This window comes from Pseudomonas entomophila, assembly GCF_013523165.1.
GTDB classification, from domain to species: domain Bacteria; phylum Pseudomonadota; class Gammaproteobacteria; order Pseudomonadales; family Pseudomonadaceae; genus Aquipseudomonas; species Aquipseudomonas entomophila_A.
The window spans coordinates 32552-56831 of sequence record NZ_JAAMQI010000022.1; the positions used below are offsets into that span (position 1 = coordinate 32552).

20 protein-coding genes and 5 tRNA genes are annotated in these 24280 nt (G+C 65.4%); 21 read left to right on the forward strand and 4 right to left on the reverse strand.

All coding sequences use genetic code 11. The features are described from left to right. Window positions 1–3 precede the first annotated feature (3 nt). The 7 genes from mltG to G7Z99_RS16160 all read left to right on the forward strand — a co-directional run bounded on the left by mltG (window position 4) and on the right by G7Z99_RS16160 (window position 5959). Window positions 4–1212 (forward strand): endolytic transglycosylase MltG, encoded by a 1209-nt coding sequence (gene mltG / locus G7Z99_RS16130; protein ID WP_181095514.1) that lies wholly within the window; start codon window positions 4–6, stop codon window positions 1210–1212. Between the two features lie 9 nt (window positions 1213–1221). Next, window positions 1222–1854: a dTMP kinase gene (gene tmk / locus G7Z99_RS16135; protein WP_181095516.1), complete on the forward strand. Its 633-nt coding sequence runs from the start codon at window positions 1222–1224 to the stop codon at window positions 1852–1854. Next, window positions 1847–2833 carry a DNA polymerase III subunit delta' gene (locus G7Z99_RS16140; protein WP_181095518.1) on the forward strand — a complete coding sequence of 329 codons (987 nt, stop codon included), beginning with the start codon at window positions 1847–1849 and terminating at the stop codon, window positions 2831–2833. The genes tmk and G7Z99_RS16140 overlap by 8 nt, the downstream gene beginning before the upstream one ends. A 37-nt stretch (window positions 2834–2870) precedes the next feature. Next, window positions 2871–3653 (forward strand): TatD family hydrolase, encoded by a 783-nt coding sequence (locus G7Z99_RS16145; RefSeq protein WP_181095520.1) that lies wholly within the window; start codon window positions 2871–2873, stop codon window positions 3651–3653. Window positions 3654–4054: 401 nt separating this feature from the next. Continuing rightward, window positions 4055–4687, forward strand: a complete 633-nt coding sequence (locus tag G7Z99_RS16150) for a TetR/AcrR family transcriptional regulator (protein WP_181095522.1) — start codon at window positions 4055–4057, stop codon at window positions 4685–4687. A gap of 92 nt (window positions 4688–4779) precedes the next feature. Then, window positions 4780–5385 (forward strand): DUF4823 domain-containing protein, encoded by a 606-nt coding sequence (locus G7Z99_RS16155; protein WP_181095524.1) that lies wholly within the window; start codon window positions 4780–4782, stop codon window positions 5383–5385. 10 nt (window positions 5386–5395) lie between these two features. After that, on the forward strand, window positions 5396–5959 hold the full coding sequence (locus tag G7Z99_RS16160) for a DUF1285 domain-containing protein (protein WP_181095526.1): 564 nt from the start codon (window positions 5396–5398) through the stop codon (window positions 5957–5959). A 71-nt stretch (window positions 5960–6030) separates the two neighbouring features. Here G7Z99_RS16160 and G7Z99_RS16165 read toward each other — a convergent pair. Continuing rightward, window positions 6031–6106: transfer RNA gene (locus G7Z99_RS16165), tRNA-Asn, on the reverse strand. A gap of 61 nt (window positions 6107–6167) precedes the next feature. Continuing rightward, window positions 6168–7364: an amino acid aminotransferase gene (locus G7Z99_RS16170; protein ID WP_181095528.1), complete on the reverse strand. Its 1197-nt coding sequence runs from the start codon at window positions 7362–7364 to the stop codon at window positions 6168–6170. Window positions 7365–7652: 288 nt separating this feature from the next. Here G7Z99_RS16170 and uvrB point away from each other — a divergent pair, with 288 nt between their 5' ends. The 9 genes from uvrB to G7Z99_RS16215 all read left to right on the forward strand — a co-directional run bounded on the left by uvrB (window position 7653) and on the right by G7Z99_RS16215 (window position 14878). After that, on the forward strand, window positions 7653–9668 hold the full coding sequence (gene uvrB / locus G7Z99_RS16175; protein WP_181095530.1) for an excinuclease ABC subunit UvrB: 2016 nt from the start codon (window positions 7653–7655) through the stop codon (window positions 9666–9668). Window positions 9669–10365: 697 nt separating this feature from the next. Further along, complete coding sequence (gltX, locus tag G7Z99_RS16180; RefSeq protein WP_181095532.1) at window positions 10366–11847, forward strand: glutamate--tRNA ligase; 1482 nt, start codon at window positions 10366–10368, stop codon at window positions 11845–11847. A gap of 246 nt (window positions 11848–12093) precedes the next feature. Beyond that, a tRNA-Ala gene (locus G7Z99_RS16185) sits at window positions 12094–12169 on the forward strand. 76 nt (window positions 12170–12245) lie between these two features. After that, window positions 12246–12321, forward strand: a tRNA-Glu gene (locus G7Z99_RS16190). Between the two features lie 52 nt (window positions 12322–12373). Beyond that, window positions 12374–12449: transfer RNA gene (locus G7Z99_RS16195), tRNA-Ala, on the forward strand. 44 nt (window positions 12450–12493) lie between these two features. Then, window positions 12494–12569, forward strand: a tRNA-Glu gene (locus tag G7Z99_RS16200). A gap of 173 nt (window positions 12570–12742) precedes the next feature. Next, complete coding sequence (locus tag G7Z99_RS16205) at window positions 12743–13183, forward strand: acyl-CoA thioesterase (RefSeq protein ID WP_181095533.1); 441 nt, start codon at window positions 12743–12745, stop codon at window positions 13181–13183. A 160-nt stretch (window positions 13184–13343) separates the two neighbouring features. Next, entirely contained in the window at window positions 13344–14315 is a 972-nt protein-coding gene (locus G7Z99_RS16210; RefSeq protein WP_181095535.1) for a tRNA dihydrouridine synthase, read from the forward strand. Between the two features lie 119 nt (window positions 14316–14434). Next, window positions 14435–14878, forward strand: a complete 444-nt coding sequence (locus G7Z99_RS16215; protein WP_060394484.1) for an Hsp20 family protein — start codon at window positions 14435–14437, stop codon at window positions 14876–14878. Between the two features lie 147 nt (window positions 14879–15025). On the opposite strand, the gene G7Z99_RS16220 is transcribed toward G7Z99_RS16215, so the two are convergent. Both G7Z99_RS16220 and G7Z99_RS16225 read right to left on the reverse strand, forming a co-directional pair. Next, entirely contained in the window at window positions 15026–17935 is a 2910-nt protein-coding gene (locus tag G7Z99_RS16220) for an EAL domain-containing protein (RefSeq protein ID WP_181095537.1), read from the reverse strand. A gap of 60 nt (window positions 17936–17995) precedes the next feature. Next, window positions 17996–18874, reverse strand: coding sequence for a LysR family transcriptional regulator (locus tag G7Z99_RS16225; RefSeq protein WP_181095540.1), 879 nt, complete (start codon window positions 18872–18874; stop codon window positions 17996–17998). 129 nt (window positions 18875–19003) lie between these two features. On the opposite strand from G7Z99_RS16225, the gene leuC reads away from it, so the two are divergent. From leuC to asd, 5 genes are all read left to right on the forward strand, one after another. Then, entirely contained in the window at window positions 19004–20437 is a 1434-nt protein-coding gene (gene leuC, locus G7Z99_RS16230; protein WP_181095542.1) for a 3-isopropylmalate dehydratase large subunit, read from the forward strand. Then, window positions 20434–21075, forward strand: coding sequence for a 3-isopropylmalate dehydratase small subunit (leuD, locus tag G7Z99_RS16235; RefSeq protein WP_181095544.1), 642 nt, complete (start codon window positions 20434–20436; stop codon window positions 21073–21075). The genes leuC and leuD overlap by 4 nt, the downstream gene beginning before the upstream one ends. Window positions 21076–21191: 116 nt before the next feature. After that, window positions 21192–21953 (forward strand): class I SAM-dependent methyltransferase, encoded by a 762-nt coding sequence (locus G7Z99_RS16240; RefSeq protein WP_181095546.1) that lies wholly within the window; start codon window positions 21192–21194, stop codon window positions 21951–21953. Window positions 21954–22007: 54 nt separating this feature from the next. Further along, entirely contained in the window at window positions 22008–23090 is a 1083-nt protein-coding gene (gene leuB / locus G7Z99_RS16245; protein WP_181095548.1) for a 3-isopropylmalate dehydrogenase, read from the forward strand. A 65-nt stretch (window positions 23091–23155) separates the two neighbouring features. Further along, window positions 23156–24268, forward strand: coding sequence for an aspartate-semialdehyde dehydrogenase (gene asd / locus G7Z99_RS16250; RefSeq protein WP_181095550.1), 1113 nt, complete (start codon window positions 23156–23158; stop codon window positions 24266–24268). Window positions 24269–24280 lie beyond the last annotated feature (12 nt).

A 24280-nucleotide genomic window follows, 5' to 3' on the forward strand; every position in this document is an offset into this window, starting at 1 on the left:
TTCGTGAGACGCCTACTGCTTCTGACCGTGGAGGCCCTGTTGATCCTGGCCGGGCTCGCTTTGGGCTGGTCGGCCTGGAAAGTGGCCTCGGTGGTCGATCAACCCCTGGCCGTGAGCCAGGAGCGCATGCTCGACGTGCCCACTGGCACGACCCCCAATCGCATGTTCTACCGCATGCAGGACGACGGCCTGCTCAAGGACGCCTTCTGGCTGCGCCTGTACTGGCGCTTCAACCTGGCCGGCACCCCCCTGCACACCGGTGAGTACCGCATCACCCCTGGCATGACCGTCGCCGACCTGTTCGCCGCCTGGCGGCGGGGCGACGTGGTGCAGTACAACCTGACCATCGTCGAGGGCTGGACCTTCCGCCAGGTGCGCGCGGCGATCGCCCGCCACGACAAGCTCGAGCAGACCCTGACCAACGTGTCGGACGAGGCGGTGATGGAGCGCCTGGGCCATCCGGGCGTGTTCCCGGAGGGCCGCTTCTTCCCCGACACCTACCGCTTCGTGCGTGGCATGAGCGACGTCGAGCTGCTGCAGCAAGCCTACATGCGCCTGGAGGAGGTCCTGGCGCGGGAGTGGGCCGAGCGCGCCACCGACCTGCCGTACCGCGATCCCTACCAGGCCCTGATCATGGCCTCGCTGGTGGAGAAGGAAACCGGCGTGCCGCAGGAGCGTGGGCAGATCGCCGGGGTCTTCGTGCGTCGCCTGCGCCTGGGCATGATGCTGCAGACCGACCCGACCGTGATCTACGGCATGGGCGAGCGCTACAACGGCAAGATCACCCGCGCCGACCTGCGTGCGCCGACCCCGTACAACACCTACACCATGACCGGCCTGCCGCCGACGCCGATCGCCATGGTCGGCCGTGAAGCCATTCATGCCGCGCTCAATCCGGCGTCGGGCAGCAGCTTGTACTTCGTGGCGCGTGGCGATGGCAGCCATGTGTTCTCCGACGACCTTGGCGATCACAACACGGCCGTGCGCGAGTACCAGCTCAAGCGTCGCGCCGACTACCGCTCCAGCCCGGCACCGCGTGCCACGCCGGAGGCGACGCCGTCGAGCGATGCCACGCCTGGCCAGGAGGCCGCTCCTGACCAGCAGGTCGAACCGGACAAGACACCCGATACACGCACCGACGATGCCGATCCGGCGTCCGATTCCGCCGAACCTGTGCGCGCCCCGCAAGCGGACGCGCCCCATTCTCGATAAGGACTGCGCGTGAGCGGTTTGTTCATTACCTTGGAAGGCCCCGAAGGCGCGGGCAAGAGCACCAACCGTGACTACCTGGCGGCGCGTTTGCGCGAGCAGGGGCTGGACGTGGTCCTGACCCGCGAGCCTGGCGGTACGCCGCTGGCCGAGCAGGTGCGTGGGCTGTTGCTCACCCCCAGTCAGGAGCCCATGGCCGCCGACACCGAGCTGTTGCTGGTGTTCGCCGCACGTGCCCAGCACCTGGCCGAAGTCATTCGGCCGGCTCTGGCGCGCGGGGCGGTGGTGCTGTGCGACCGCTTCACCGATGCGACCTATGCCTACCAGGGCGGCGGCCGTGGCCTGAGCCAGGCGCGCATCGCCCAGCTCGAAGAGTTCGTGCAGGGCGACCTGCGCCCTGACCTGACCCTGGTCTTCGACCTGCCGGTGCACATCGGCCTGCAGCGGGCCGCCGCGCGCGGCCGCCTGGATCGCTTCGAACAGGAGGGTCAACCCTTCTTCGAGGCCGTTCGCCAGGCCTACCTGGCGCGGGCCCAGCAGGCGCCACAGCGCTATGCACTGCTCGATGCCGCGCAGCCGCTGGCGGCCGTCCAGCGTGACCTGGATGCGCTGTTGCCGATGCTCCTGGACCGTTGCCGTGGCTGACGCCTATCCCTGGCAGGCGGCGCTCTGGCAACACCTGGCCGGGCGTGAGCGGCATGCCCACGCCTACCTGCTGCACGGGCCGCGCGGGATCGGCAAGCGCGCCCTGGCCGAACGGCTCATGGCGCGTCTGTTGTGCCAGCGGCCCCAGGCGCTGGAGGCCTGTGGCCAATGCAAGGCCTGCCTGCTGCTCAAGGCCGGCAGCCACCCCGACCATTTCGTGCTCGAGCCTGAAGAGACCGACAAGCCGATCAAGGTCGACCAGGTGCGCGACCTGGTCGCCTTCGTGGTGCAGACCGCCCAGCTGGGCGGGCGCAAGGTGGTGCTGATCGAGCCGGTCGAGGCGATGAACGTCAATGCCTCGAACGCCTTGCTCAAGAGCCTCGAAGAGCCGTCCGGCGACACGGTGCTGATCCTGGTCAGCCACCGGCCCAGCCTGCTGCTGCCGACCCTGCGCAGCCGCTGTCAGCAGGTCAGCTGCCCGGTGCCGAGCGCGGCGCAGAGCCGTCAATGGCTGGCCACGGCCCTGCCTGACACGGATGAGCCCGAGCGCGAGCTGTTGCTGGCGCTGGCGGCCGGTTCGCCACTGATGGCCGCCAGCCTGCAGGCGCAGGGCGTGCGCGAGCAACGGGCCCTGGTGACCGGCGGGGTCAAGCAACTGCTCAAGCAGCAGCAATCGCCCAGCCAGTTGGCCGAGGCCTGGAAAACCGTGCCCATGCTGTTGGTGTTCGACTGGTTCCATGACTGGGCCTATCGGATCCTGCGCTACCAGCTGACCCAGGACGAAGACGGCCTGGGCCTGGAGGACATGCGCAAGGTGATCCAGTACCTGGCCCAGAAAAGCCGCCAGGACCAGGTGCTCGAGGTGCAGGACTGGATCCTCCAGCAGCGCCAGAAGGTGCTGTCCAAGGCCAACCTCAACCCGGCCCTGCTGCTCGAAGCCTTGCTGACGTCCTGGGCGCGTTTGCCCGGTGCGCGTTGAGCCCCGCTCTCATCCACTTTCTTCCTGACTGGTTCCCATGCTCGTAGACTCCCATTGCCACCTCGACCGTCTTGACCTCACCGCCCACCAGGGCTGCCTCGACACCGCCCTGCAAGCGGCGCGTGACCGTGGCGTCGGGCACTTCCTGTGCATCGGCGTCAGCGCCGACAATGCCCAGGCGGTCAAGACGCTGAGCGAACGGTATGCCGACGTCGACTGCTCGGTCGGCATCCACCCCCTCGACCTGACGCCTGGTGAAACGCCGGCGCTGGACTGGTTGCTGAGCGAACTGGCCCACCCCCATGCGGTGGCGATCGGCGAAACAGGCCTGGATTACCACTACGAGCCCGAAGCGGCCTCCGTGCAGCAGGCGTCTTTCCGCCTGCACCTGGAAGCGTCCCGCCAGACCGGCAAGCCGGTCATCGTGCACACCCGCGCCGCACGGGCCGATACCCTGGCGCTGCTGCGCGAGGCCGACCTGCCCCAGGCCGGCGTGCTGCACTGCTTCACCGAGGATTGGGACATGGCCAGGGCGGCCCTGGACCTGGGCTACTACATCTCGCTGTCGGGGATCGTCACCTTCCGCAATGCCGAGGCGCTGCGCGAGGTCGCCCGGCGGGTGCCGGCCGATCGCCTGCTGGTGGAGACCGACTCGCCTTACCTGGCGCCCATCCCTCACCGTGGCAAGCCCAACCTGCCGCAGTACGTGCGGGAAGTCGCCGAGTTCGTCGCCTCGCTGCGCAGCGAAAGCCTGGAGTCCCTGGCGGCGCAGACCACGGCCAACTTCAAGCGGTTGTTCCCGCTTGCCCGCGTGGCCTGAGGCCGGCAAAAAAAACCCGAACTCCGGGGGGAAGAGTTCGGGTCAAGACCATTAGGAGTGGAACGAAGACACCCGGTCCTTGGTGCCTCCATTGCCCGATGCGCGGGGGGAAGGCATCGGAGCAACATAAGAAGTATCGATGATGGATCCCGGCGCGCCACTGCCGATCGGCCGATTCTTAAACGGTTTTGGAATACGCGACGGGGTTGCTTGTAGCGCGGCGCTACAAGCGCAAGTCAATGCGCCTCCGGCAGCGACGAGTGGCGGTCTGAAGGAGGCCGGTCCAGACCGTTCGGCACGCCTGACATGTCATTCGCTGCTACAACCCAACGTGTAAGATCCGTGCAATTTCCCGCCAGTTAGGCATAATAATCCGCTTTGAACGCTACCCAAGCCTACTTATGCAGAAAGAACCTCGTAAGGTCCGTGAGTTTCGTCGTCGCGAGCAGGAAATCCTCGATACGGCCCTGAAGCTGTTCCTCGATCAGGGTGAGGACAGTGTGACGGTCGAAATGATCGCCGACGCCGTCGGCATCGGCAAAGGCACCATCTACAAGCACTTCAAGTCCAAGGCCGAGATCTACCTGCGGCTGATGCTCGACTATGAGCAAGAACTCAACGCGCTGCTGCATTCGGCCGACGTCGACCGCGACAAGGAGGCGTTGTCCCGCGCCTACTTCGAGTTCCGCATGCGTGATCCGCAGCGCTACCGCCTGTTCGACCGGCTCGAAGAGAAGGTCGTCAAGGGCAATCAGGTCCCGGACCTGGTGGAGGAGCTGCACCGCATCCGTGCCTCGAACTTCGACCGCCTGACGGTCCTGATCAAGGGCCGCATCAGCGAGGGCAAGCTCGAGGACGTGCCGCCGTACTTCCATTACTGCGCGGCCTGGGCACTGGTGCATGGCGCGGTGGCGCTGTACCACTCGCCGTTCTGGAGCAGCGTGCTGGAGGATCAGGAGGGCTTCTTCCAGTTCCTGATGGACATCGGCGTACGCATGGGCAACAAGCGCAAGCGCGAGCCGGACGCCGGCTGACGCGTTCACGTCGGCCTCCAGGGCGGTTCTGGCGCAAAAGCTGCATCTGGCCGCTGTCTGTCGGCTTTCCGTCGCCGGCCTCTGGAGGAACGATGCGTAGCCTGGTCTTGCTGTCGGCGCTCATGGCGTTGGGCGGCTGCATGAATGTCAGCGACATGGGGGAGGGGGTGCGCTACCACCTGAGCGATGCCGGCCTGCTCGACCATAGCGACACGCGCCGAACGCTGTCGGTGCGTCTGCAGCCGGACTCGTTCATCTACATCGGCCAGGGGTCGTTCGTGCCGCCCGGGCGCGGGCCGATCCCGCGCTCCAACGCGGTGGCCCAGGCAGCCTTCGACAGCTTCATCGAGTACTTCCCCCTGGTGCGGCGTGCACAGGGCCCGCTGGGCCTGGAAGAGGCGCTTGCCGAAGCGCGCGATGTCGGCGCCCATTACGTCCTGTATACCCGCTTCGCGCGCACCGACGACCGTGTGGGTAACGATGAGGAATGGTACGACGAACAGGCCGTCGATCGCCTGGGGGTCGACACGGGCGTGGTGCAGATGATGCTGATCGAGACCAGCACGCGCTACCTCATCGACACGGTGCGCATCAAGAGCCGTGGCGGCTTGTTGACGCTGCACGACAACAAGCCCGAAGATCTGTTGGGCCCGCCGATGCGAGACTACGCTCGCAGCTTGCTGGGCATGAGCCGATGAAGGAGGCGACATGGCCGACCAAGACACGCCAGGCGATCTGATCGCGCATTTGCCCAAGGCAGGCAGGGGCCTGCCGCCCGTTCACCTGTGGAACCCGGCGTTCTGTGGCGATATCGACATGCGTATCGCGCGGGACGGCACCTGGTATTATCAGGGCACCCCGATCACCCGGCCGGCGATGGTGCGCCTGTTTTCCGGGATCCTGCGTCGCGATGAAGACCGCTACGTGCTAGTCACCCCGGTGGAGAAGGTCGGCATCCGCGTCGACGACGCGCCCTTCGTCGCCGTGACCTTGGAGGTCAGCGGGGAAGGCGAGGGCCAGTCGCTCCGGTTCGTCACCACGGTGGGCGATCAGGTCGAGGCAGGGCCGTCCCATCCGTTGCGTGTCGACCTCGACCCGCACACCCAGGCGCCTTCGCCCTATGTGCTGGTGCGCACCAACCTCGAGGCGCTCATCCACCGCAACGTGTTCTACCAGCTCGTCGACCTGGCGGTCGAGCGGCAGGTCGAGGGCGTGCCGTGGCTGGGGGTGTGGAGTGGCGGCGTATTCTTCCCGATCGGTCGTGTGGACTGAGGCACCGCCTTTCACGGGGCGCTGAAACGAAAAAACCTCCAGGGGGTACGCCTCTGGAGGTTTTCATCATCTGGCTCCGCGACCTGGACTCGAACCAGGGACCCAATGATTAACAGTCATTTGCTCTACCGACTGAGCTATCGCGGAATCTGCACGTATCTTACTGATACCTAAAGAGAAGTCAAGCTTCTCCCCGGCACCGGCTCGATCACAGCACCTCGACGATGGCCTTGGTCACGACATGGATATTGTTCTGGTTCAGCGCCGCCACGCAGATGCGGCCGGTGCTCAGCGCGTAGATGCCGAACTCGTCCTTCAGGCGGCCGACCTGCTCGGCGGTCAGGCCCGAGTAGGAGAACATGCCGCACTGCCGGGCGACGAAGCTGAAGTCCTGCTTGGCACCGTACTGGGCCAGCAGCTCGACCATCTGCTTGCGCATGCCGTGGATCCGGCCACGCATCTCGGCCAGTTCGGTTTCCCACATCTGGCGCAGCTCAGGGTCGTTCAGCACGGCTGCGACGATGCTGGCGCCATGGGTCGGCGGGTTGGAGTAGGTGGTGCGGATCACCCGCTTGACCTGGGACAGGACTCGCGTGGCCTCGTCGCGGGAGTCGGTGACGATCGACAGCGCACCGACGCGCTCGCCATACAGCGAGAACGACTTGGAGAAGGAGCTGGACACGAAGCACTGCAAGCCGGAGTCGGCGAACAGGCGCACGGCGAAGGCGTCCTCGGCGATCCCGTCGCCGAAGCCCTGGTAGGCCATGTCGAGGAACGGCACGTGGCCCTTGGCCTTGATCACCGCCAGCACGTTCTTCCAGTCGTCCAGGCTCAAGTCGACGCCGGTCGGGTTGTGGCAGCAGGCGTGCAGCACGATGATCGAGCCGGACGGCAGGGCCTCGAGGTCTTCGAGCATGCCGGCACGGTCGACGTCATGGCTGGCGGCATCGTAGTAACGGTAGTTCTGCACCGGGAAGCCGGCCGTCTCGAACAGCGCGCGGTGGTTCTCCCAGCTCGGGTCGCTGATGGCGACGGTGGCGCCTGGCGACAGGCGCTTGAGGAAGTCCGCACCGATCTTCAGCGCGCCCGTGCCACCGACGGCCTGCACGGTGACTACGCGACCGTCGCGCAGCAGGGGCGAGTCGTTGCCGAACAGCAGCGTCTGCACGGCCTGGTCGTAGGTGGCGATGCCGTCGATCGGCAGGTAGCCCCGCGAGGCGTGTTGCGCGGCACGCCGGGTCTCGGCTTCGATGACGGCGCGCAGCAGCGGGATGCGACCCTCTTCGTTGCAGTACACGCCGACGCCGAGGTTGACCTTGTCGGTACGTGGGTCGGCGTTGAACGCTTCGTTGAGGCCCAGAATGGGGTCGCGGGGTGCCAGCTCGACAGCGGAAAACAGGCTCATTGTTACCTTGGCTCTGATGGAGAGTGATAGGGGTCGCACGCTCCAGCCAGATGCACTGAAGCGGTGCACAAACGGGGAGTCAGTATAGTGATACGTCGGCCGGACTGCGACAGTCTGGCGCAGCTTTTCGAGGCCTGGAGGCGATTATTTTTCAACCCTTGGACCGCTTCCGGGGTCGCATGCAGGAAGAGGGTGACGGCAGGCTGCTCGCCGGGCTGCCGAAGGCACCTGAATCAGTGTAGACTACTGGTTAAATTTACAGTTAAGCACGACGACCGAGGTACTTTCATGTCCGAGTTTGAGCTCGTCACCCGATTCGCGCCCGCAGGCGATCAGCCGGAGGCCATCCGTCAGATGGTCGAGGGTATCGAGGCAGGGCTGGCGCACCAGACCTTGCTGGGCGTGACCGGCTCGGGCAAGACCTTCAGCATCGCCAACGTGATCGCCCAGGTGAAACGCCCGACGCTGATCCTGGCGCCGAACAAGACCCTCGCCGCGCAGCTGTACGGCGAGTTCAAGACGTTCTTCCCGAACAACGCGGTGGAGTACTTCGTCTCGTACTACGACTACTACCAGCCCGAAGCCTACGTGCCGTCCTCCGACACCTTCATCGAGAAGGACGCCTCGATCAACGACCACATCGAGCAGATGCGCCTGTCGGCGACCAAGGCCCTGCTGGAGCGTCGCGATGCGATCATCGTCACCACGGTGTCGTGCATCTACGGTCTGGGCAGCCCGGAAACCTACCTGAAGATGGTCCTGCACATCGACCGCGGCGACAAGCTCGATCAGCGTGCGCTGCTGCGCCGCCTGGCCGACCTTCAGTACACCCGCAACGAGATGGACTTCGTCCGTGCCACCTTCCGCGTGCGCGGTGACGTGGTGGACATCTTCCCGGCCGAATCGGACCTGGAGGCCATTCGGGTCGAGCTGTTCGACGACGAAGTCGAGAGCCTGGCGGCCTTCGACCCCCTGACCGGCGAGGTGATCCGCAAGCTGCCGCGTTTCACGTTCTACCCCAAGTCGCACTACGTGACCCCGCGCGAGACGTTGCTGGGCGCCGTGGAGGGCATCAAGGAAGAGCTGAAGGACCGGCTCGAGTACCTGCACAAGAACAACAAGCTGGTCGAGGCGCAGCGCCTGGAGCAGCGCACCCGCTTCGACGTGGAGATGATCCTCGAGCTGGGCTACTGCAACGGCATCGAGAACTACTCGCGCTATCTGTCGGGCCGACCTGCCGGGGCGCCACCGCCTACCTTGTACGACTATCTGCCAGCAGACGCGCTGCTGGTGATCGACGAGTCCCACGTCAGCGTGCCGCAGGTGGGAGCGATGTACAAAGGCGACCGCTCGCGCAAGGAGACCCTGGTGGAATACGGGTTCCGCCTGCCGTCGGCACTGGACAACCGGCCCATGCGGTTCGACGAGTGGGAGGCGGTCAGCCCGCAGACCATCTTCGTGTCGGCCACGCCCGGCCCCTATGAGCAGGAACATGCCGGCCGGGTGATCGAGCAGGTGGTGCGACCGACCGGTCTGGTCGACCCGGAGATCGAGATTCGCCCGGCGTTGACCCAGGTGGACGACCTGCTTTCGGAAATCCGCAAGCGCGTCGCCATCGACGAGCGGGTGCTGGTCACCACCTTGACCAAGCGCATGTCCGAAGACCTGACCGACTACCTGGCCGACCACGACGTGCGGGTGCGCTACCTGCACTCGGACATCGACACGGTCGAGCGGGTCGAGATCATTCGCGACCTGCGCCTGGGCACCTTCGATGTGCTGGTGGGGATCAACCTGCTGCGTGAGGGCCTGGACATGCCCGAGGTGTCGCTGGTGGCCGTGCTCGATGCCGACAAGGAAGGCTTCCTGCGTTCCGAGCGGTCGCTGATCCAGACCGTGGGCCGTGCGGCGCGTAACCTCAACGGGCATGCGATCCTCTACGCCGACCAGATCACCGGCTCGATGCAGCGAGCCATGGACGAGACCGCTCGACGCCGGGAAAAGCAGGTCGCCTTCAACGAAGCCAATGGCATCGTGCCCAAGGGCGTGGTCAAGGACATCACCGACATCCTCGAAGGTGCCAGCGTGCCAGGGGCGCGGAGCAAGAAGCGCAAGGGCGCGGCCAAGGCAGCCGAAGAGACCGCACGTTACGAGGCCGAACTCAGCACGCCGGCGGACATCACCAAGCGGATCAAGCAGCTCGAAGAGAAGATGTTCCAGTTCGCCCGCGACCTGGAGTTCGAAGCGGCTGCGCAGCTGCGTGACGAGGTCAACCAGTTGCGCGAGCGATTGCTGACGGCATGAGAAGTGGGTTCCAGGCGGGTCGTCATCGAGACCTGTGTGCTGCAGCCGGCAGGAGCGGCATGGTACGTGTCCGCCTGGGACATGGAGTGGGCTGATCTTATGGCCCCAGCGGGCCAGGCCCTTCAACGGCTTTGGAAAAAGCCTCAAGACAGGGTCACTATTGCACCCATGGATCCACCGGCACGATACAAGCACACGCAGCCCTCCTGTGGGAGATTCTATGGTTTCTGCCAAGTGCTAATGTGGGCCTTGCAGGCCCAATCGCGGCACAGGGGCCGCTCCTACACCCGTAGCCACACCGCGGGGTTGCAAAGCTATCGCGGTCACCTGTGGGAGCGGCCCCAGTGCCGCGATTGGGCCCGCAGGGCCCACAGGATCAGCCCCCACGTCAGCTCAGAAAAGCCCGCCCCTACGAAACTGCTGGCCCGCGATCACGTCAATGCCACCGACCTGTGAGGGCTTGCCCGCGATAGCGTCCGGTCCATCACCGCCTGCATCGCGGGCAAGCCCGCTCCCACACACGAAGTGAACCGCTCTGCCAGATCGGCAATGTGGTCCGCCTCGTTAGGTAAGGCCCGCAGGGCCTACAGCACCCGGACGGAGGCCAGGGCAGGGCGCATCGGTCTCCCATGGCTGGAGCCCGATACCCGCTCCCTGCTAACATCCGGGCTTCGTTTCATTCCAGCCCGAGAGTCCAATGACCACCGTTCGCACGCGTATCGCGCCGTCGCCCACTGGCGATCCCCACGTAGGCACTGCCTACATCGCCCTGTTCAACTATTGCTTCGCCAAGCAACACGGCGGCGAGTTCATCCTGCGCATCGAGGACACCGATCAGTTGCGCTCGACGCGCGAGTCGGAACAGCAGATCTTCGACGCCCTGCGCTGGCTCGGCATCGAATGGAACGAAGGCCCGGACGTGGGCGGCCCGCATGGCCCGTACCGGCAGAGCGAGCGGGGCGAAATCTACGCCAAATACGCCAAGGAACTGGTCGAGGCCGGTCACGCCTTCTACTGCTTCTGCACCGCCGAAGAGCTCGACCAGATGCGCGCCGAGCAGACCGCCCGTGGTGAAACGCCACGCTATGACGGTCGTGCCCTGAAGCTCGAGCCACAAGAGGTCCAGCGTCGCCTGGCCGCCGGCGAGCCGCACGTGATCCGCATGAAGGTGCCGAGCGAGGGCGTCTGCGTGGTGCCGGACATGCTGCGTGGCGAGGTCGAGATCCCGTGGGACCGCATGGACATGCAGGTGCTGATGAAGACCGACGGTCTGCCGACCTACTTCCTGGCCAACGTGGTCGACGACCACCTGATGGGCATCACCCATGTCCTGCGTGGCGAGGAATGGCTGCCATCGGCGCCCAAGCTGATCAAGCTGTACGAATACTTCGGCTGGGAGCAGCCCAAGCTGTGCTACATGCCGCTGCTGCGCAATCCGGACAAGAGCAAGCTGTCCAAGCGCAAGAACCCCACGTCCGTGACCTTCTACGAGCGCATGGGCTTCATGCCCGAGGCGATGCTCAACTACCTGGGGCGCATGGGCTGGTCGATGCCCGACGAGCGCGAGAAGTTCTCGCTGGACGAGATGGTCGAGCACTTCGACCTGTCGCGCGTCTCGCTGGGTGGCCCGATCTTCGACATCGAGAAACTCTCCTGGCTCAACGGCCAGTGGCTGCGTGACCTGCCCGTCGAAGCGTTTGCCCAGCGCGTGCGTGACTGGGCCTTCAACCCTGATTACCTGATGGCCATCGCGCCGCACGTGCAGGGCCGCGTCGAGACCTTCAGCCAGATCGCGCCCCTGGCCGGCTTCTTCTTCGAAGGGGCGGTCAAGCTCGATACCACGCTGTTCGCCCACAAGAAAATCTCGCCCGACCAGGTGCGCCAGGTCATGCAGCTGATCCTGTGGAAGCTCGAGAGCCTGCGTCAGTGGGACAAGGAGCGCATCACCGCGACTATCCAGGCCGTGGTCGACGGGCTCGGCCTGAAGCTGCGCGATGCCATGCCGCTGATGTTCGCCGCGATCACCGGCCAGTCCAGCTCGGTCTCGGTGCTCGACGCCATGGAGATCCTGGGCCCCGACCTGACGCGCTACCGCCTGCGCCAGGCGCTGGAGCAGCTGGGTGGCGTCTCCAAGAAAGAGAACAAGGAGTGGGAAAAGCTGCTGCTCACCCTCGACTGAGTGCGGGGCAGGGGGCGGTAAGTCGCACGCAGCAAGCAGAAGCGTATCAGCGCTGCCGCCCAGCGTGCAGCTTGCCGCTCACCTCCAAGGTAAGTGATTGTTATGCCAGAAAATTTTTTTCAACTTTTTTGAAAAATATGTTTGACAGGCGTTCGATCCGATCTTAATATGCGCCCCGTCCACAGCGATGAACGAAACGAAACGCCAGACACCCAGTTAGGCGAATCGAGTTCAAAGCGACAACGTGGGGCTATAGCTCAGCTGGGAGAGCGCCTGCATGGCATGCAGGAGGTCAGCGGTTCGATCCCGCTTAGCTCCACCATATTCCGCTTCACGACCTCTCGGGGTTGGGAAGCAAGACCGGGTCCAGCAACCGGGTCTTGAAGGTAAGAAGGTTCGTCCCCTTCGTCTAGTGGCCTAGGACACCGCCCTTTCACGGCGGTAACAGGGGTTCGAGTCCCCTAGGGGACGCCAGTTTCACACAAGTGCCATCATCGATGACGCTGGGCCGCGAGGCTAGAAATCTGGGGCTATAGCTCAGCTGGGAGAGCGCCTGCATGGCATGCAGGAGGTCAGCGGTTCGATCCCGCTTAGCTCCACCAATTTTGCCAGGGTTCGTGAAAACGGACCTGCACGAAGGTTACATGTCCCCTTCGTCTAGTGGCCTAGGACACCGCCCTTTCACGGCGGTAACAGGGGTTCGAGTCCCCTAGGGGACGCCATTTTTACCCGCGTTTTGCGGGACCTTTAAGGCTCATTCGAATATTGAATGGGCCTTTTGTTTGTCCGTCGTAAACACCCTGTCGCCATATGACGCCGTCGAGTTCGAGCAGGTGCGAGCGGTCAGGGCCTTGCATCCGGTACACTGGTGCGGTCCTCACGATCAGGAGACGGCATGAGCTGGGATCTGGAAACGCCATTCATCATCGACCTGCGCGTCGGTGCCGAAGACATCGACGGGTTGGGTCATGCCAACAACGCGGTCTACGTCACCTGGCTGGAGCGTTGCGCGTGGCGCCATTCCCAATGGCTGGGGCTGGACCTGGCCGAGTACCGGCGCCTGGATCGTGCGATGGCCGTGCACCGCCACGAGATCGACTACCTGGCCGCGACCCACCAGGATGACGAACTGCAACTGGCCACCTGGATCGTGGACTGGGACCAGCGCCTGCGCATGAACCGCCGCTTCCAGCTCAAGCGCCCCAGTGACGGCACGACCGTGCTGCGCGCCCAGACCACCTTCGTGTGCATCGAGCTCTCCACCGGCAAGCCCAAGCGCATGCCGAGCGAGTTTCTCGAGCGTTACCAGCCCGTGCAGGCGGACGGCGAGCGGTAAGCCGCCCGCTGCGCGTGGCCAGCTACATGCCACATGCCACAAGCCACATCGCGGCGCGGTTCGTTTGCTGGCCGTGTGCCCCTCACAGCCCCAACGTCATGCATCACCTGTCCCCACACCGATCCACTCGAAACGGCCGCCGCCTTCCTCGGAGACCCCCATGCAAATAGCCTTGGCCCCAATGGAAGGGCTGGTCGACAACATCCTGCGTGACGTGCTCACCCGCACCGGCGGTATCGATTGGTGCGTCACCGAGTTCATCCGCGTGTGCGATCGGCTGTTGCCGCCTGCGCAGTTCGACAAGCTGGCGCCCGAGCTTCGGCAGGGTGCCCGGACGGCCGCAGGCGTGCCCATGCGTGTGCAGCTGCTGGGGTCCGACCCGGTGTGCCTGGCCGAGAATGCCGTGCTGGCCTGCGAACTGGGCGCCCCGGTCATCGACCTCAACTTCGGGTGCCCAGCCAAGACCGTCAACAAGTCGCGTGGGGGTGCGGTGCTGCTCAAGGAGCCCGACCTGCTGCATGCGATCGTCAGTGAAGTCCGGCGCGCCGTACCGGCGCACATTCCGGTCACGGCCAAGATGCGCCTGGGCTTCGAGACGCCCGATGGCGCGATGGACTGCGCCCGGGCCTTGGCCGACGGTGGCGCAGCGCACCTGGTGGTGCATGCACGGACCAAGGTCGAAGGCTACAAGCCGCCGGCCCACTGGGAGTGGGTGGCCAAGGTGCAGGACGTGGTCGGCGTGCCGGTGTTCGCCAACGGCGAGATCTGGAGCGTGGACGATTGGCGACGCTGCAAGGCGGTGAGCGGCGCACGTGACATCATGCTCGGCCGTGGTCTGGTGTCGTGCCCCGACCTGGCCCTGCAGATCGCCGCAGCGCACGAAGGGCGCGAATATCGTCCCATGACCTGGCATGCGTTGCTGCCGCTGCTCCAGGCGTTCTGGCAGCAGGCCCAGGCCAAGCTCTCGCCCCGCTATGCGCCGGGGCGCATGAAACAGTGGGTTTCCATGCTGACGCGCAATTACCCCGAGGCCGTGGCGCTGTTCGCCGAGCTGCGCCGCGAGAGCGATTGCGCGCGCATCAGTGCGCTGTTGGGGCTGCCGGCGGTGTCGACCGAGCCGTGCGTCGCCTGAGCTGATATTTTTTTGAGTGTGCGCCTTGAAAAGGCACGTCGGGTCCTTATCTCTTCAGTACGCGATGCCGAAGTCGGGTCGCGTGATGACTGAACTCGCTGAATCTCAGGAGATGAACCATGACTACTGCTTTTTCGCTCGCTCCACTGTTCCGCCATTCCGTCGGTTTCGACCGTTTCAACGACCTGTTCGAGTCGGCGGCACGTAACGAGACGGGTAGCAGCTACCCGCCCTACAACGTGGAAAAACATGGCGATGACCACTACCGCATCGTGATCGCCGCGGCCGGTTTCCAGGAAGCCGATCTCGACCTGCAAGTGGAAAAGGGCGTGCTGACCGTGACCGGTGGCAAGCGTGACAACGCCAATGGCGAGGTCACCTACCTGCACCAGGGCATCGCTCAACGCGCCTTCAAGCTGTCGTTCCGTCTGGCCGACCACATCGAGGTCAAGGCCGCGGACCTGGCCAATGGCCTGCTCAGTATCGATCTGCTGCGTCTGGTGCCGGAAGAAGCCAAGGCCAAGCGCATTCCGATCAATGGCGAAAAGCCTGCGCTGAACTGAGCCTGTCGGGTCATGTAACGAGAGCGCCGGTCTGGGGTATGTCACCCTGACCGACACCGGGGTCGCCTAGCGACCCCGGTTTTCGTTGTGCCTTCTGATCCTGTCGTCTTCTCGACACCGTGGCCGCCCCAGGGCTCCCGCGCTGGCTCAAGGCTCCGCAGGTCGATGGGCCAGCAGGGCCCGGAAGGTGTCCAGCGGCAGCGGTCGGCTGTACAGGTAGCCCTGGTACAGGTGACAGTCGAGCTGCTCGAGAAAGGCCAACTGCTCGGCCAACTCCACGCCCTCGGCGATCACCGTGAGGCCCAGGCTGTGCGCCATCGCCACGATGGCCCGGACGATCGCGGCGTCGTTGGTGTCCAGCAGCGCGTCACGCACGAAGGTCTGGTCGATCTTCAGCGTGTCCACCGGCAGGCGCTTGAGGTAGGTCAACGACGAGTAGCCAGTGCCGAAGTCGTCCATGGCGAAGCCCACCTCGTGGTGCTTGAGTTCGCGCATCTTGTCGATGGTATCGTCCAGGTTCTGGATGACGATGCCTTCGGTGATCTCCAGTTTCAGCAGGCGCCTGGGCAGCCCGCACTGATCGAGGCTGCGCAGGGTGCGCTCGACGAAGTCGCGCTGCCGGAACTGGCGCGGGCTGATGTTGACGCACAGGCTGAAGCGCGCCGGGTCGATCAACCCGTCGGCGAGCAGGTCCGCGCACGCCTGGCAGGCCTGGTCCAGAATCCATCCCCCGACCTCGACGATCAGCCCGCTTTCCTCCAGCACCTGAATGAACTGGGCCGGGGACTGCTGGCCCAGCACGGGGTGATACCAGCGCAACAGCACTTCGGCGCCGACGATCTGCTGGTCGCGTGCATCGACCTGGGGCTGGAAGTGCAAGGCCAGTTCGTTGCGGGCCACCGCCAGGCGCAGGTCGCTTTCCAGGCGCAGGCGCTCGCTGGCGGCCGTCTGCATGCTGCTGTGGAACAGCTCGGTGGCATTGCGCCCGGCATCCTTGGCGCGGTACAGGGCGATGTCGGCCCGCTTGAGCAGGTCGGCAGGCGTGGTGCCATGGTCAGGGATCAGTGCCACACCGATGCTCGGCGTCACCTGCAACTGTTGCCCGTCCAGCGCCATGGGCGCGGCCAGCAGCTGACGCAACCGGCTGGCCCGCTCGCCAACCTGCGCCTCGACCGCTTCTCGACTGCCCCTCAGGCCGCCGAGCAAGACCACGAACTCATCGCCACCGAGCCTGGCCACGGTGTCCTGGACGCGAACGCTGGCCTCCAGGCGCGCGGTGACGATCTTGAGTACCGTGTCGCCCACCGGGTGGCCGAGCGAGTCGTTGATGTGCTTGAAGTGGTCCAGGTCCAGGAACAACAGGGCCCCGCGTGACTGGTTACGTTGCAGCACGTCGATCTGCTGGCTCAAGCGGTCCATCAGCAAGGCGCGATTGGGCAGGTTGGTCAGCGGGTCGTGGTAGGCCAGGTGACGGATCTGGGCCTGGGCGTTCTTCAGCTGGGTCACGTCGCGCGCGTTGACCAGCAGGCAGTCGGTTTCGTTGAGGGTGATCGGCTCCACCGACATTTCCACGACGAGTGCGTCGCCGCATTTGTGGCGTCCGAGCATCTCGCGCCGGTGCACGCGGCCCTGTTCGAGCAGTTCGGCGAGCAGGGCGCTGCGTTGCTCCTCGTCGGCCCAGATGCTGAGTTCGAACACACTGCGCCCCACCACGTCCTCGAGCCGATAGCCGGTCAGGCGACAGAACCCCTCGTTGACCTCCAGGTAGCGTCCCGTATCGCGCTCGGTGATGGTGATGGCATCAGGGCTGGAGTGGAAGGCCTTGGCGAACTTCTCTTCACTGGCCTTCAGGGCGGCCTCGGCGCGCTGCTGCTGGGTAATGTCGCGCAAGGTGGTGACGCTGCACGCTTGACCCTCGACATCGATCATCCGGCTGGCGATCACGCACGTCAGCCGCTCGCCCTGGGCGGTCTGGGCCACGACGGCCACGTTGCTCAGGCCCTGGTCGCGGATGACCTGCTCGATGCGCCGGGCCCGTTCGGGCGCTTCGGCCCACAGCCCCAGTTGTTCGGCGGTACGCCCGATGACCTGGTCGGCACGCCAGCCGAAGGTCTGGGTGAAGGCCGGGTTGACCTCGATGAACTGACCGGTGTCCTGGCGCGTCACGCAGATGGGGTCGGTGCTCACCTGAAACAGGCTGGCGAACTTCGCCTCCGAGGCGCTCAGGCGCTGTTCACGTTCGACCTGCTCACTGAGGTCGACGAAGGTGGTCAGCAGGTGGGTGACCCCGGCCATCTCGACGCCTTGCGTGCTGAGGATGCCATCGTGCACCTTGCCACCGCTGTCGCGGAACGACACCTCCAGCGTGATCGGCCCGCTGGCATGCTCGGTGGCCTCGAGGACCTGCTGGCGGTGCGCGGGATCGACCCACAGGTCCAGCTCTGCGGTGGTCTTGCCGATGGCCTCGGCCAGCGGCCAGCCCAGGCTGTGCTCGAAGCTCTGGTTGGCTTCCAGGATCAGCCCATCGTGGCGGCGGGTGAGCAGGATCACGTTGGGGCTCAGGCGGAACAGCGTGGCGAAGCGCTGCTCCGACTGCATCAACGCGACCTCGCGCTCACGCTGCCGGGTGACCTCGCGGACCACGCCGATCATCTGCGCGCGGCCTTCGGCGTCGTGCAGCAGGCTGCCACTGATCTCCAGCCAGTGCAGGCTGCCGTCGGGCCAGCGAATGCGATGGCGCATGGCCTGCTCGAAGGGCTGACCGGCGATCACGGCCTCGAAGGCCTGGCGCGCGCGATCGCGATCCTGGGGCGGGAGCAGGTCGAGGTACTCGATGTCGGCAGGCAGCGGCTGGCTTGGATCGAAGCCGAACAGCGCCTGGGTGCCCCGTGACCAGCTCACGCCACCTGACGGGATGTCCCACAGCCAGGCGCCAAGGCGTGCGCCGTTGAGCGCGGCCAGCAATTGCGGGGCGTTCTGCCAGGCCTGCTCCGAGGCACCGGGATCGGAGGCCAGGATGCGTGGCAGGCGGGGAAAGCGGTGTGTGGAAGTGGGCATCGGTACCAGACCTTTGGCGATGACGCGTCCTGGGGGGCGAGCGACGAAAATGAAGCCTGTTCAATCAGGTGCAGCATGGGCATCGAGCAACGCCATGAACGCCCGAGCGGCGTTCGACAGCGTTCGTTCCGTATGCAGAATGTAGCCCAGCTGGCGCGATAGCTCGATGCCGGGCAAGGGGATCGGCGCAACTTGTTCATCGAGCATGGTACGCGGCAGCACGCTCCACGCCAGACCGATCGACACCATCATCTTGATGGTCTCCAGGTAATTGGTGCTCATGGCGATGTTCGGCGTCAGCCCCTGGCTTTCGAACAGCCGATGGACGATGTGATGGGTGAACGTGTTGCCGCCCGGGAACACCGCCGGATGCCGCGCCACGTCGGCCAGGCCGACCGCCCGGTCGTTGGCCAGCGGATGCTCGGGCGAGGCGACGAAGTCCAGCCAGTCGCGCCAGACCGGCGTGGCGCGGATCAGCGCATGGGGTTCGGGCGCCAGCGTGATGACCGCGATTTCGGCGCGACCGTGCAGCACTTCGTCATAGGCGGCCTCCGAATCGAGGAACTGAATGTCCAGCGCGACCTGGGGGTACTGGCGGGTAAAGGCGCGCAACACCGGCGGCAGGCGGTGCAGGCCGATGTGATGACTGGTGGCCAGGGTCAGGCGGCCCCCGACTTCGCCTGCAAGGTTGGTCAGCGCGCGCCGGGTATCGTCCAGCACGTTGAGGATCTGGTAGGCACGCGGCAGCAGGGCCCGTCCGGCTTCGGTGAGGGTGACTTCACGGCCCAGGCGATCGAACAGCCGGGTGTCGAGCTGCTGCTCGAGGTTGGCGACCCGCTTGCTGATCGCCGGCTGGGTCAGGAACAGCCGTTGTGCGGCGCCGGAAAAACTGCCGGTCTCGGCGATCGCGATGAAGGCGCCCAAGGTCGCAAGGTCCATCTGTGATTCCTGAAGGTTATCCAAAGCATGAAAATTATGAATTTGAGTTATTCAATCTAGCGCCTTAGCATTCGTCCGTACAAGCCAAGTGGTCTTTGGCACAGAAAGTCGCTGATGAGGAAACGCTCCATGGCCGGCAGAACGCTTTACGACAAACTCTGGGACGCGCACGAAGTGAAGCAGCGTGACGATGGGTCGTCGCTGATTTACATCGACCGCCACATCATTCATGAAGTCACCTCGCCCCAGGCGTTCGAAGGGCTGCGCCTGGCGCAGCGCAAGCCATGGCGGATCGACGCCAACATCGCCACGCCCGACCACAACGTGCCGACCACCCCGGAACGCAAGGGCGGCATCGACGCCATTGCCGACCAGGTCTCGCGCCTGCAGGTCAAGACCCTCGATGAAAATTGCGACGAGTACGGCATCGTCGAGTTCAAGATGAACGACGTACGTCAGGGCATCGTGCACGTCATCAGCCCGGAGCAGGGCGCGACCCTGCCCGGCATGACCGTGGTCTGCGGTGACTCGCATACCTCGACCCACGGCGCCTTCGGGGCCTTGGCCCACGGCATCGGTACCTCGGAAGTCGAGCACGTGCTCGCCACCCAGTGCCTGGTCGCCAAGAAGATGAAGAACATGCTGGTCAAGGTAGACGGCACCTTGCCCCAGGGCGTCACGGCCAAGGACATCGTCCTGGCCGTGATCGGCCAGATCGGCACCGCTGGCGGCAACGGGCATGCCATGGAGTTCGCCGGCAGCGCCATCCGCGCCTTGTCGATGGAAGGCCGCATGACCATCTGCAACATGTCCATCGAGGCCGGCGCGCGCGTCGGCCTGGTGGCCACCGACCAGACCACCATCGACTACGTCAAGGGGCGCCCCTATGCGCCGACCGACGCACAGTGGGAGCAGGCGGTCGCCGCCTGGCAGGACCTGGTCTCGGACGACGACGCGGTGTTCGACACCGTGGTCGAGCTGCGTGCCGAGGACATCAAGCCGCAAGTCAGCTGGGGCACGTCGCCGGAGATGGTGCTGGCCGTCGACCAGCGCGTGCCCGACCCGGCCGCCGAGCCCGACCTGGTCAAGCGCGGCTCGATCGAGCGTGCCTTGAAGTACATGGGCCTGTCGGCCAACCAGGCGATCACCGACATCCGCCTGGACCGCGTGTTCATCGGCTCGTGCACCAACTCGCGTATCGAGGACCTGCGCGCCGCCGCCGAGATCGCCCGCGGTCGCAAGGTCGCGGCCAGCGTCAAGCAGGCCATCGTGGTGCCCGGTTCCGGCCTGGTCAAGGCACAGGCCGAGCGCGAAGGCCTGGACAAGATCTTCCTCGCCGCCGGCTTCGAATGGCGTGAACCAGGCTGCTCGATGTGCCTGGCGATGAACCCGGACCGGCTGGAGAGTGGCGAGCACTGCGCGTCCACCTCCAACCGCAACTTCGAAGGTCGTCAGGGGGCCGGTGGGCGTACCCACCTGGTCAGCCCGGCCATGGCCGCCGCCGCCGCGGTCGCCGGTCACTTCATCGATGTCCGCGAGTTGATCCAAGGGAGCGCAGCATGAGAGCCTTCACCCAGCACACCGGCCTGGTCGCACCGCTCGATCGCGCCAACGTCGACACCGACCAGATCATTCCCAAGCAATTCTTGAAGTCGATCAAGCGTACCGGCTTCGGTCCGAACCTGTTCGACGAGTGGCGCTACCTGGACGTCGGCCAGCCTTACCAGGACAACAGCACGCGTCCGCTGAACACCGAGTTCGTGCTCAACCACGACCGTTACCAGGGCGCCAGTGTCCTTTTGGCCCGCGAGAACTTCGGCTGCGGCTCAAGCCGCGAGCACGCGCCCTGGGCCCTCGACGAATACGGATTCCGCAGCATCATCGCGCCGAGCTTCGCCGACATCTTCTTCAACAACAGCTTCAAGAACGGCCTGTTGCCGATCGTCCTGCCGGCTGACGAGATCGACGAGCTGTTCAGGCAGGTCGAGGCCATGCCCGGCTACCAGCTCACCATCGACTTGCAGGCCCAGGCGGTGACACGCCCGGACGGCAAGGTGCTGACGTTCGAGATCGACGCCTTCCGCAAGCATTGCCTGCTCAACGGCCTGGACGACATCGGCCTGACCCTGCAGGACAGCGAGGCGATCGCGGCCTTCGAACAACGCCACCGTGCCAGCCAGCCCTGGTTGTTCCGGGGGTGAGACGAGCGACACGACGCGCCACGCGCGGACGGTAGCGCGGTGCGTCAGCTGTGACCAGGATGTCGAGGCGGCGCTGACGCGCTGACGTGCAGCGTGCAGATCCCAAGGAGACCCCGATGAACGAACACCACACCGACGTCGTGCAGCGCCAGTTCGGCGAGCAGGCCAGTGCTTACCTGAGCAGCGCCGTGCATGCGCAAGGCAGCGAATTCACGCTGCTGCGTGAGGCGGTCAGCGGGCAGGGCGCTGCGCGGGTCCTGGACCTGGGCTGTGGCGCCGGGCACGTGAGCTTCCAGGTCGCGCCCCTGGTGGGCGAGGTGGTGGCCTACGACCTGTCGTCGGCCATGTTGGCGGTGGTCGCCGCGGCGGCCGGGGAGCGTGGGCTGGACAATGTGGTCACCGTCCAGGGGCCTGCCGAGTGCCTGCCATTCGAGGACGGTACGTTCGACTTCGTCTTCAGCCGCTATTCCGCGCACCACTGGAGCGACCTGGGCCTGGCGCTCCGGGAGGTGCGTCGCGTCTTGAAGCCAGGCGGTGTGGCGGCCTTCATCGACGTGATGTCGCCGGGCAGCCCGTTGCTCGACACCTACCTGCAAAGCGTCGAGGTGCTGCGCGACACCAGTCATGTGCGCGACTATACGGCGGCCGAGTGGATCGGCCAGGCGAGCGAGGCCGGTTTGCAGGTTCGCAGCCATGCCCGCCAGCGCCTGCACCTGGAATTCGCCTCCTGGGTCGAGCGCATGCGCACGCCCGAAGCGATGCGCGTGGCCATTCGTGCGTTGCAGCACGCCATGGGCGAAGAAGTACGGCAGTATTACCAGATCGACCCCGAGGGTTCGTTCAGCACCGACGTGCTGGTCCTGTGGGCCGAGCGTTGAATTCGTTTCGGCGGGGCCGGTCTGGCCGCGCCGCTTGATTGGATAGAGGAAAGCATGAGCAAGCAGATTCTGATTCTCCCGGGTGACGGCATCGGTCCGGAAATCATGGCCGAAGCGGTGAAGGTGCTGGAGCTGGCCAATGACAAGTTCCAGCTCGACCTGACCCTGGAGCATGACGTGATCGGCGGCGCGGCCATCGACCAGCACGGTGTGCCGCTGGCCGACGAGACGCTCGAGCGTGCCCGCCGTGCCGATGCCGTGCTGCTGGGCGCCGTGGGTGGGCCGAAGTGGGACCGTATCGAGCGCGACATCCGTCCCGAGCGCGGCCTGCTGAAGATCCGCTCGCAACTGGGCCTGTTCGCCAACCTGCGCCCGGCCATCCTCTACCCGCAACTGGCCGACGCCTCCTCGCTCAAGCCCGAGATCGTCGCCGGCCTGGACATCCTCATCGTCCGCGAGCTGACCGGTGGCATTTACTTCGGCGCGCCCCGTGGCACCCGTGAACTGGACGGCGGCGAGCGCCAGGCGTACGACACCTTGCCCTACAGCGAGAGCGAGATCCGCCGCATCGCCCGTGTCGGTTTCGACATGGCCCGCGTGCGCGGCAAGAAGCTCTGCTCGGTGGACAAGGCCAACGTGCTGGCCTCCAGCCAGTTGTGGCGCGAAGTGGTCGAGGAGGTCGCCAAGGACTACCCGGACGTGGAGCTGAGCCACATGTACGTCGACAATGCGGCGATGCAGCTGGTGCGTGCGCCCAAGCAGTTCGACGTGGTAGTGACCGACAACCTGTTCGGCGACATCCTGTCCGACGAAGCCTCGATGCTGACCGGTTCGATCGGCATGCTGCCGTCGGCCTCGCTGGACGCCGACAACAAGGGCATGTACGAACCGTGCCACGGTTCGGCCCCGGACATCGCCGGGCAGGGCATCGCCAACCCTCTGGCGACCATCCTCTCGGTGTCGATGATGCTGCGCTACAGCTTCAACCAGCACAGCGCCGCCGACGCCATCGAGCAGGCCGTGAGCCGGGTGCTGGACCAAGGCCTGCGCACCGGCGACATCTGGTCGAGCGGCTGCGACAAGGTCGGTACGCAGGAAATGGGCGACGCAGTAGTCGCGGCCCTGCGGAATCTGTAATCTCTCTGGCCCGCTATCGTTTATCCATCGGGTAGCGGCCCACTTTTAGCAAAGGTGTAGTTGCGATGAAACGTGTAGGTCTGATCGGTTGGCGCGGCATGGTTGGCTCCGTGCTCATGCAGAGGATGCTGGAGGAGAAGGACTTCGACCTGATCGAGCCGGTCTTCTTCACCACCTCGAACGTCGGGGGCCAGGGCCCGGCGGTGGGCAAGGACATTGCCCCGCTGAAGGACGCCTACAACATCGACGAGCTCAAGACCCTCGATGTCATCCTGACCTGCCAGGGCGGCGACTACACCAGCGAAGTCTTCCCCAAGCTGCGTGAAGCCGGCTGGAAAGGCTACTGGATCGATGCGGCCTCCAGCCTGCGCATGCAGGACGACGCGGTCATCGTGCTGGACCCGGTCAACCGTCGGGTGATCGACCAGCAGCTCGACGCCGGCACGCGCAACTACATCGGCGGCAACTGCACCGTCAGCCTGATGCTGATGGGCCTGGGTGGCCTGTTCGAGGCCGGGCTGGTGGAATGGATGAGCGCCATGACCTACCAGGCCGCCTCCGGCGCCGGTGCGCAGAACATGCGCGAGCTGATCCGCCAGATGGGCGCCACCCACGCGGCCGTCGCCGATGACCTGGCCAACCCGGCCAGCGCCATCCTCGACATCGACCGCAAGGTCGCCGAGAGCATGCGCGGCGAGGCGTTCCCGACCGAGCACTTCGGCGTGCCGCTGTCGGGCAGCCTGATCCCGTGGATCGACAAGGAGTTGCCCAACGGCCAGAGCCGCGAAGAGTGGAAGGCCCAGGCCGAGACCAACAAGATCCTCGGCCGCTTCAAGAACCCGATCCCGGTGGATGGCATCTGCGTGCGCATCGGTGCCATGCGCTGCCACAGCCAGGCGCTGACCATCAAGCTGAACAAGGACGTGCCGCTGGCCGACATCGAAGGCATGATCAGCCAGCACAACCCGTGGGTGAAGCTGGTGCCCAACCACCGCGAGATCAGCATGCAGGAGCTGAGCCCGACGCAGGTGACCGGCACCCTGAACGTGCCGGTAGGGCGCTTGCGCAAGCTGAACATGGGTTCCCAGTACCTGGGCGCCTTCACCGTCGGCGACCAGTTGCTGTGGGGCGCTGCCGAGCCGCTGCGCCGCATGCTGCGGATCCTGCTGGAGCGTTGAGCGCGTCGGTTG

Coding starts and splice junctions, on each gene's coding strand:
- G7Z99_RS16150 (WP_181095522.1), top strand. CDS start 4,055: ATGCAGAAAGAACCTCGTAAGGTCCGTGAGTTTCGTCGTCGCGAGCAG.
- G7Z99_RS16155 (WP_181095524.1), top strand. CDS start 4,780: ATGCGTAGCCTGGTCTTGCTGTCGGCGCTCATGGCGTTGGGCGGCTGC.
- G7Z99_RS16210 (WP_181095535.1), top strand. CDS start 13,344: ATGCAAATAGCCTTGGCCCCAATGGAAGGGCTGGTCGACAACATCCTG.
- G7Z99_RS16160 (WP_181095526.1), top strand. CDS start 5,396: ATGGCCGACCAAGACACGCCAGGCGATCTGATCGCGCATTTGCCCAAG.
- G7Z99_RS16205 (WP_181095533.1), top strand. CDS start 12,743: ATGAGCTGGGATCTGGAAACGCCATTCATCATCGACCTGCGCGTCGGT.
- G7Z99_RS16240 (WP_181095546.1), top strand. CDS start 21,192: ATGAACGAACACCACACCGACGTCGTGCAGCGCCAGTTCGGCGAGCAG.
- gltX (WP_181095532.1), top strand. CDS start 10,366: ATGACCACCGTTCGCACGCGTATCGCGCCGTCGCCCACTGGCGATCCC.
- G7Z99_RS16215 (WP_060394484.1), top strand. CDS start 14,435: ATGACTACTGCTTTTTCGCTCGCTCCACTGTTCCGCCATTCCGTCGGT.
- leuC (WP_181095542.1), top strand. CDS start 19,004: ATGGCCGGCAGAACGCTTTACGACAAACTCTGGGACGCGCACGAAGTG.
- asd (WP_181095550.1), top strand. CDS start 23,156: ATGAAACGTGTAGGTCTGATCGGTTGGCGCGGCATGGTTGGCTCCGTG.
- uvrB (WP_181095530.1), top strand. CDS start 7,653: ATGTCCGAGTTTGAGCTCGTCACCCGATTCGCGCCCGCAGGCGATCAG.
- leuD (WP_181095544.1), top strand. CDS start 20,434: ATGAGAGCCTTCACCCAGCACACCGGCCTGGTCGCACCGCTCGATCGC.
- leuB (WP_181095548.1), top strand. CDS start 22,008: ATGAGCAAGCAGATTCTGATTCTCCCGGGTGACGGCATCGGTCCGGAA.
- G7Z99_RS16145 (WP_181095520.1), top strand. CDS start 2,871: ATGCTCGTAGACTCCCATTGCCACCTCGACCGTCTTGACCTCACCGCC.
- G7Z99_RS16170 (WP_181095528.1), bottom strand. CDS start 7,364: ATGAGCCTGTTTTCCGCTGTCGAGCTGGCACCCCGCGACCCCATTCTG.
- G7Z99_RS16225 (WP_181095540.1), bottom strand. CDS start 18,874: ATGGACCTTGCGACCTTGGGCGCCTTCATCGCGATCGCCGAGACCGGC.
- G7Z99_RS16220 (WP_181095537.1), bottom strand. CDS start 17,935: ATGCCCACTTCCACACACCGCTTTCCCCGCCTGCCACGCATCCTGGCC.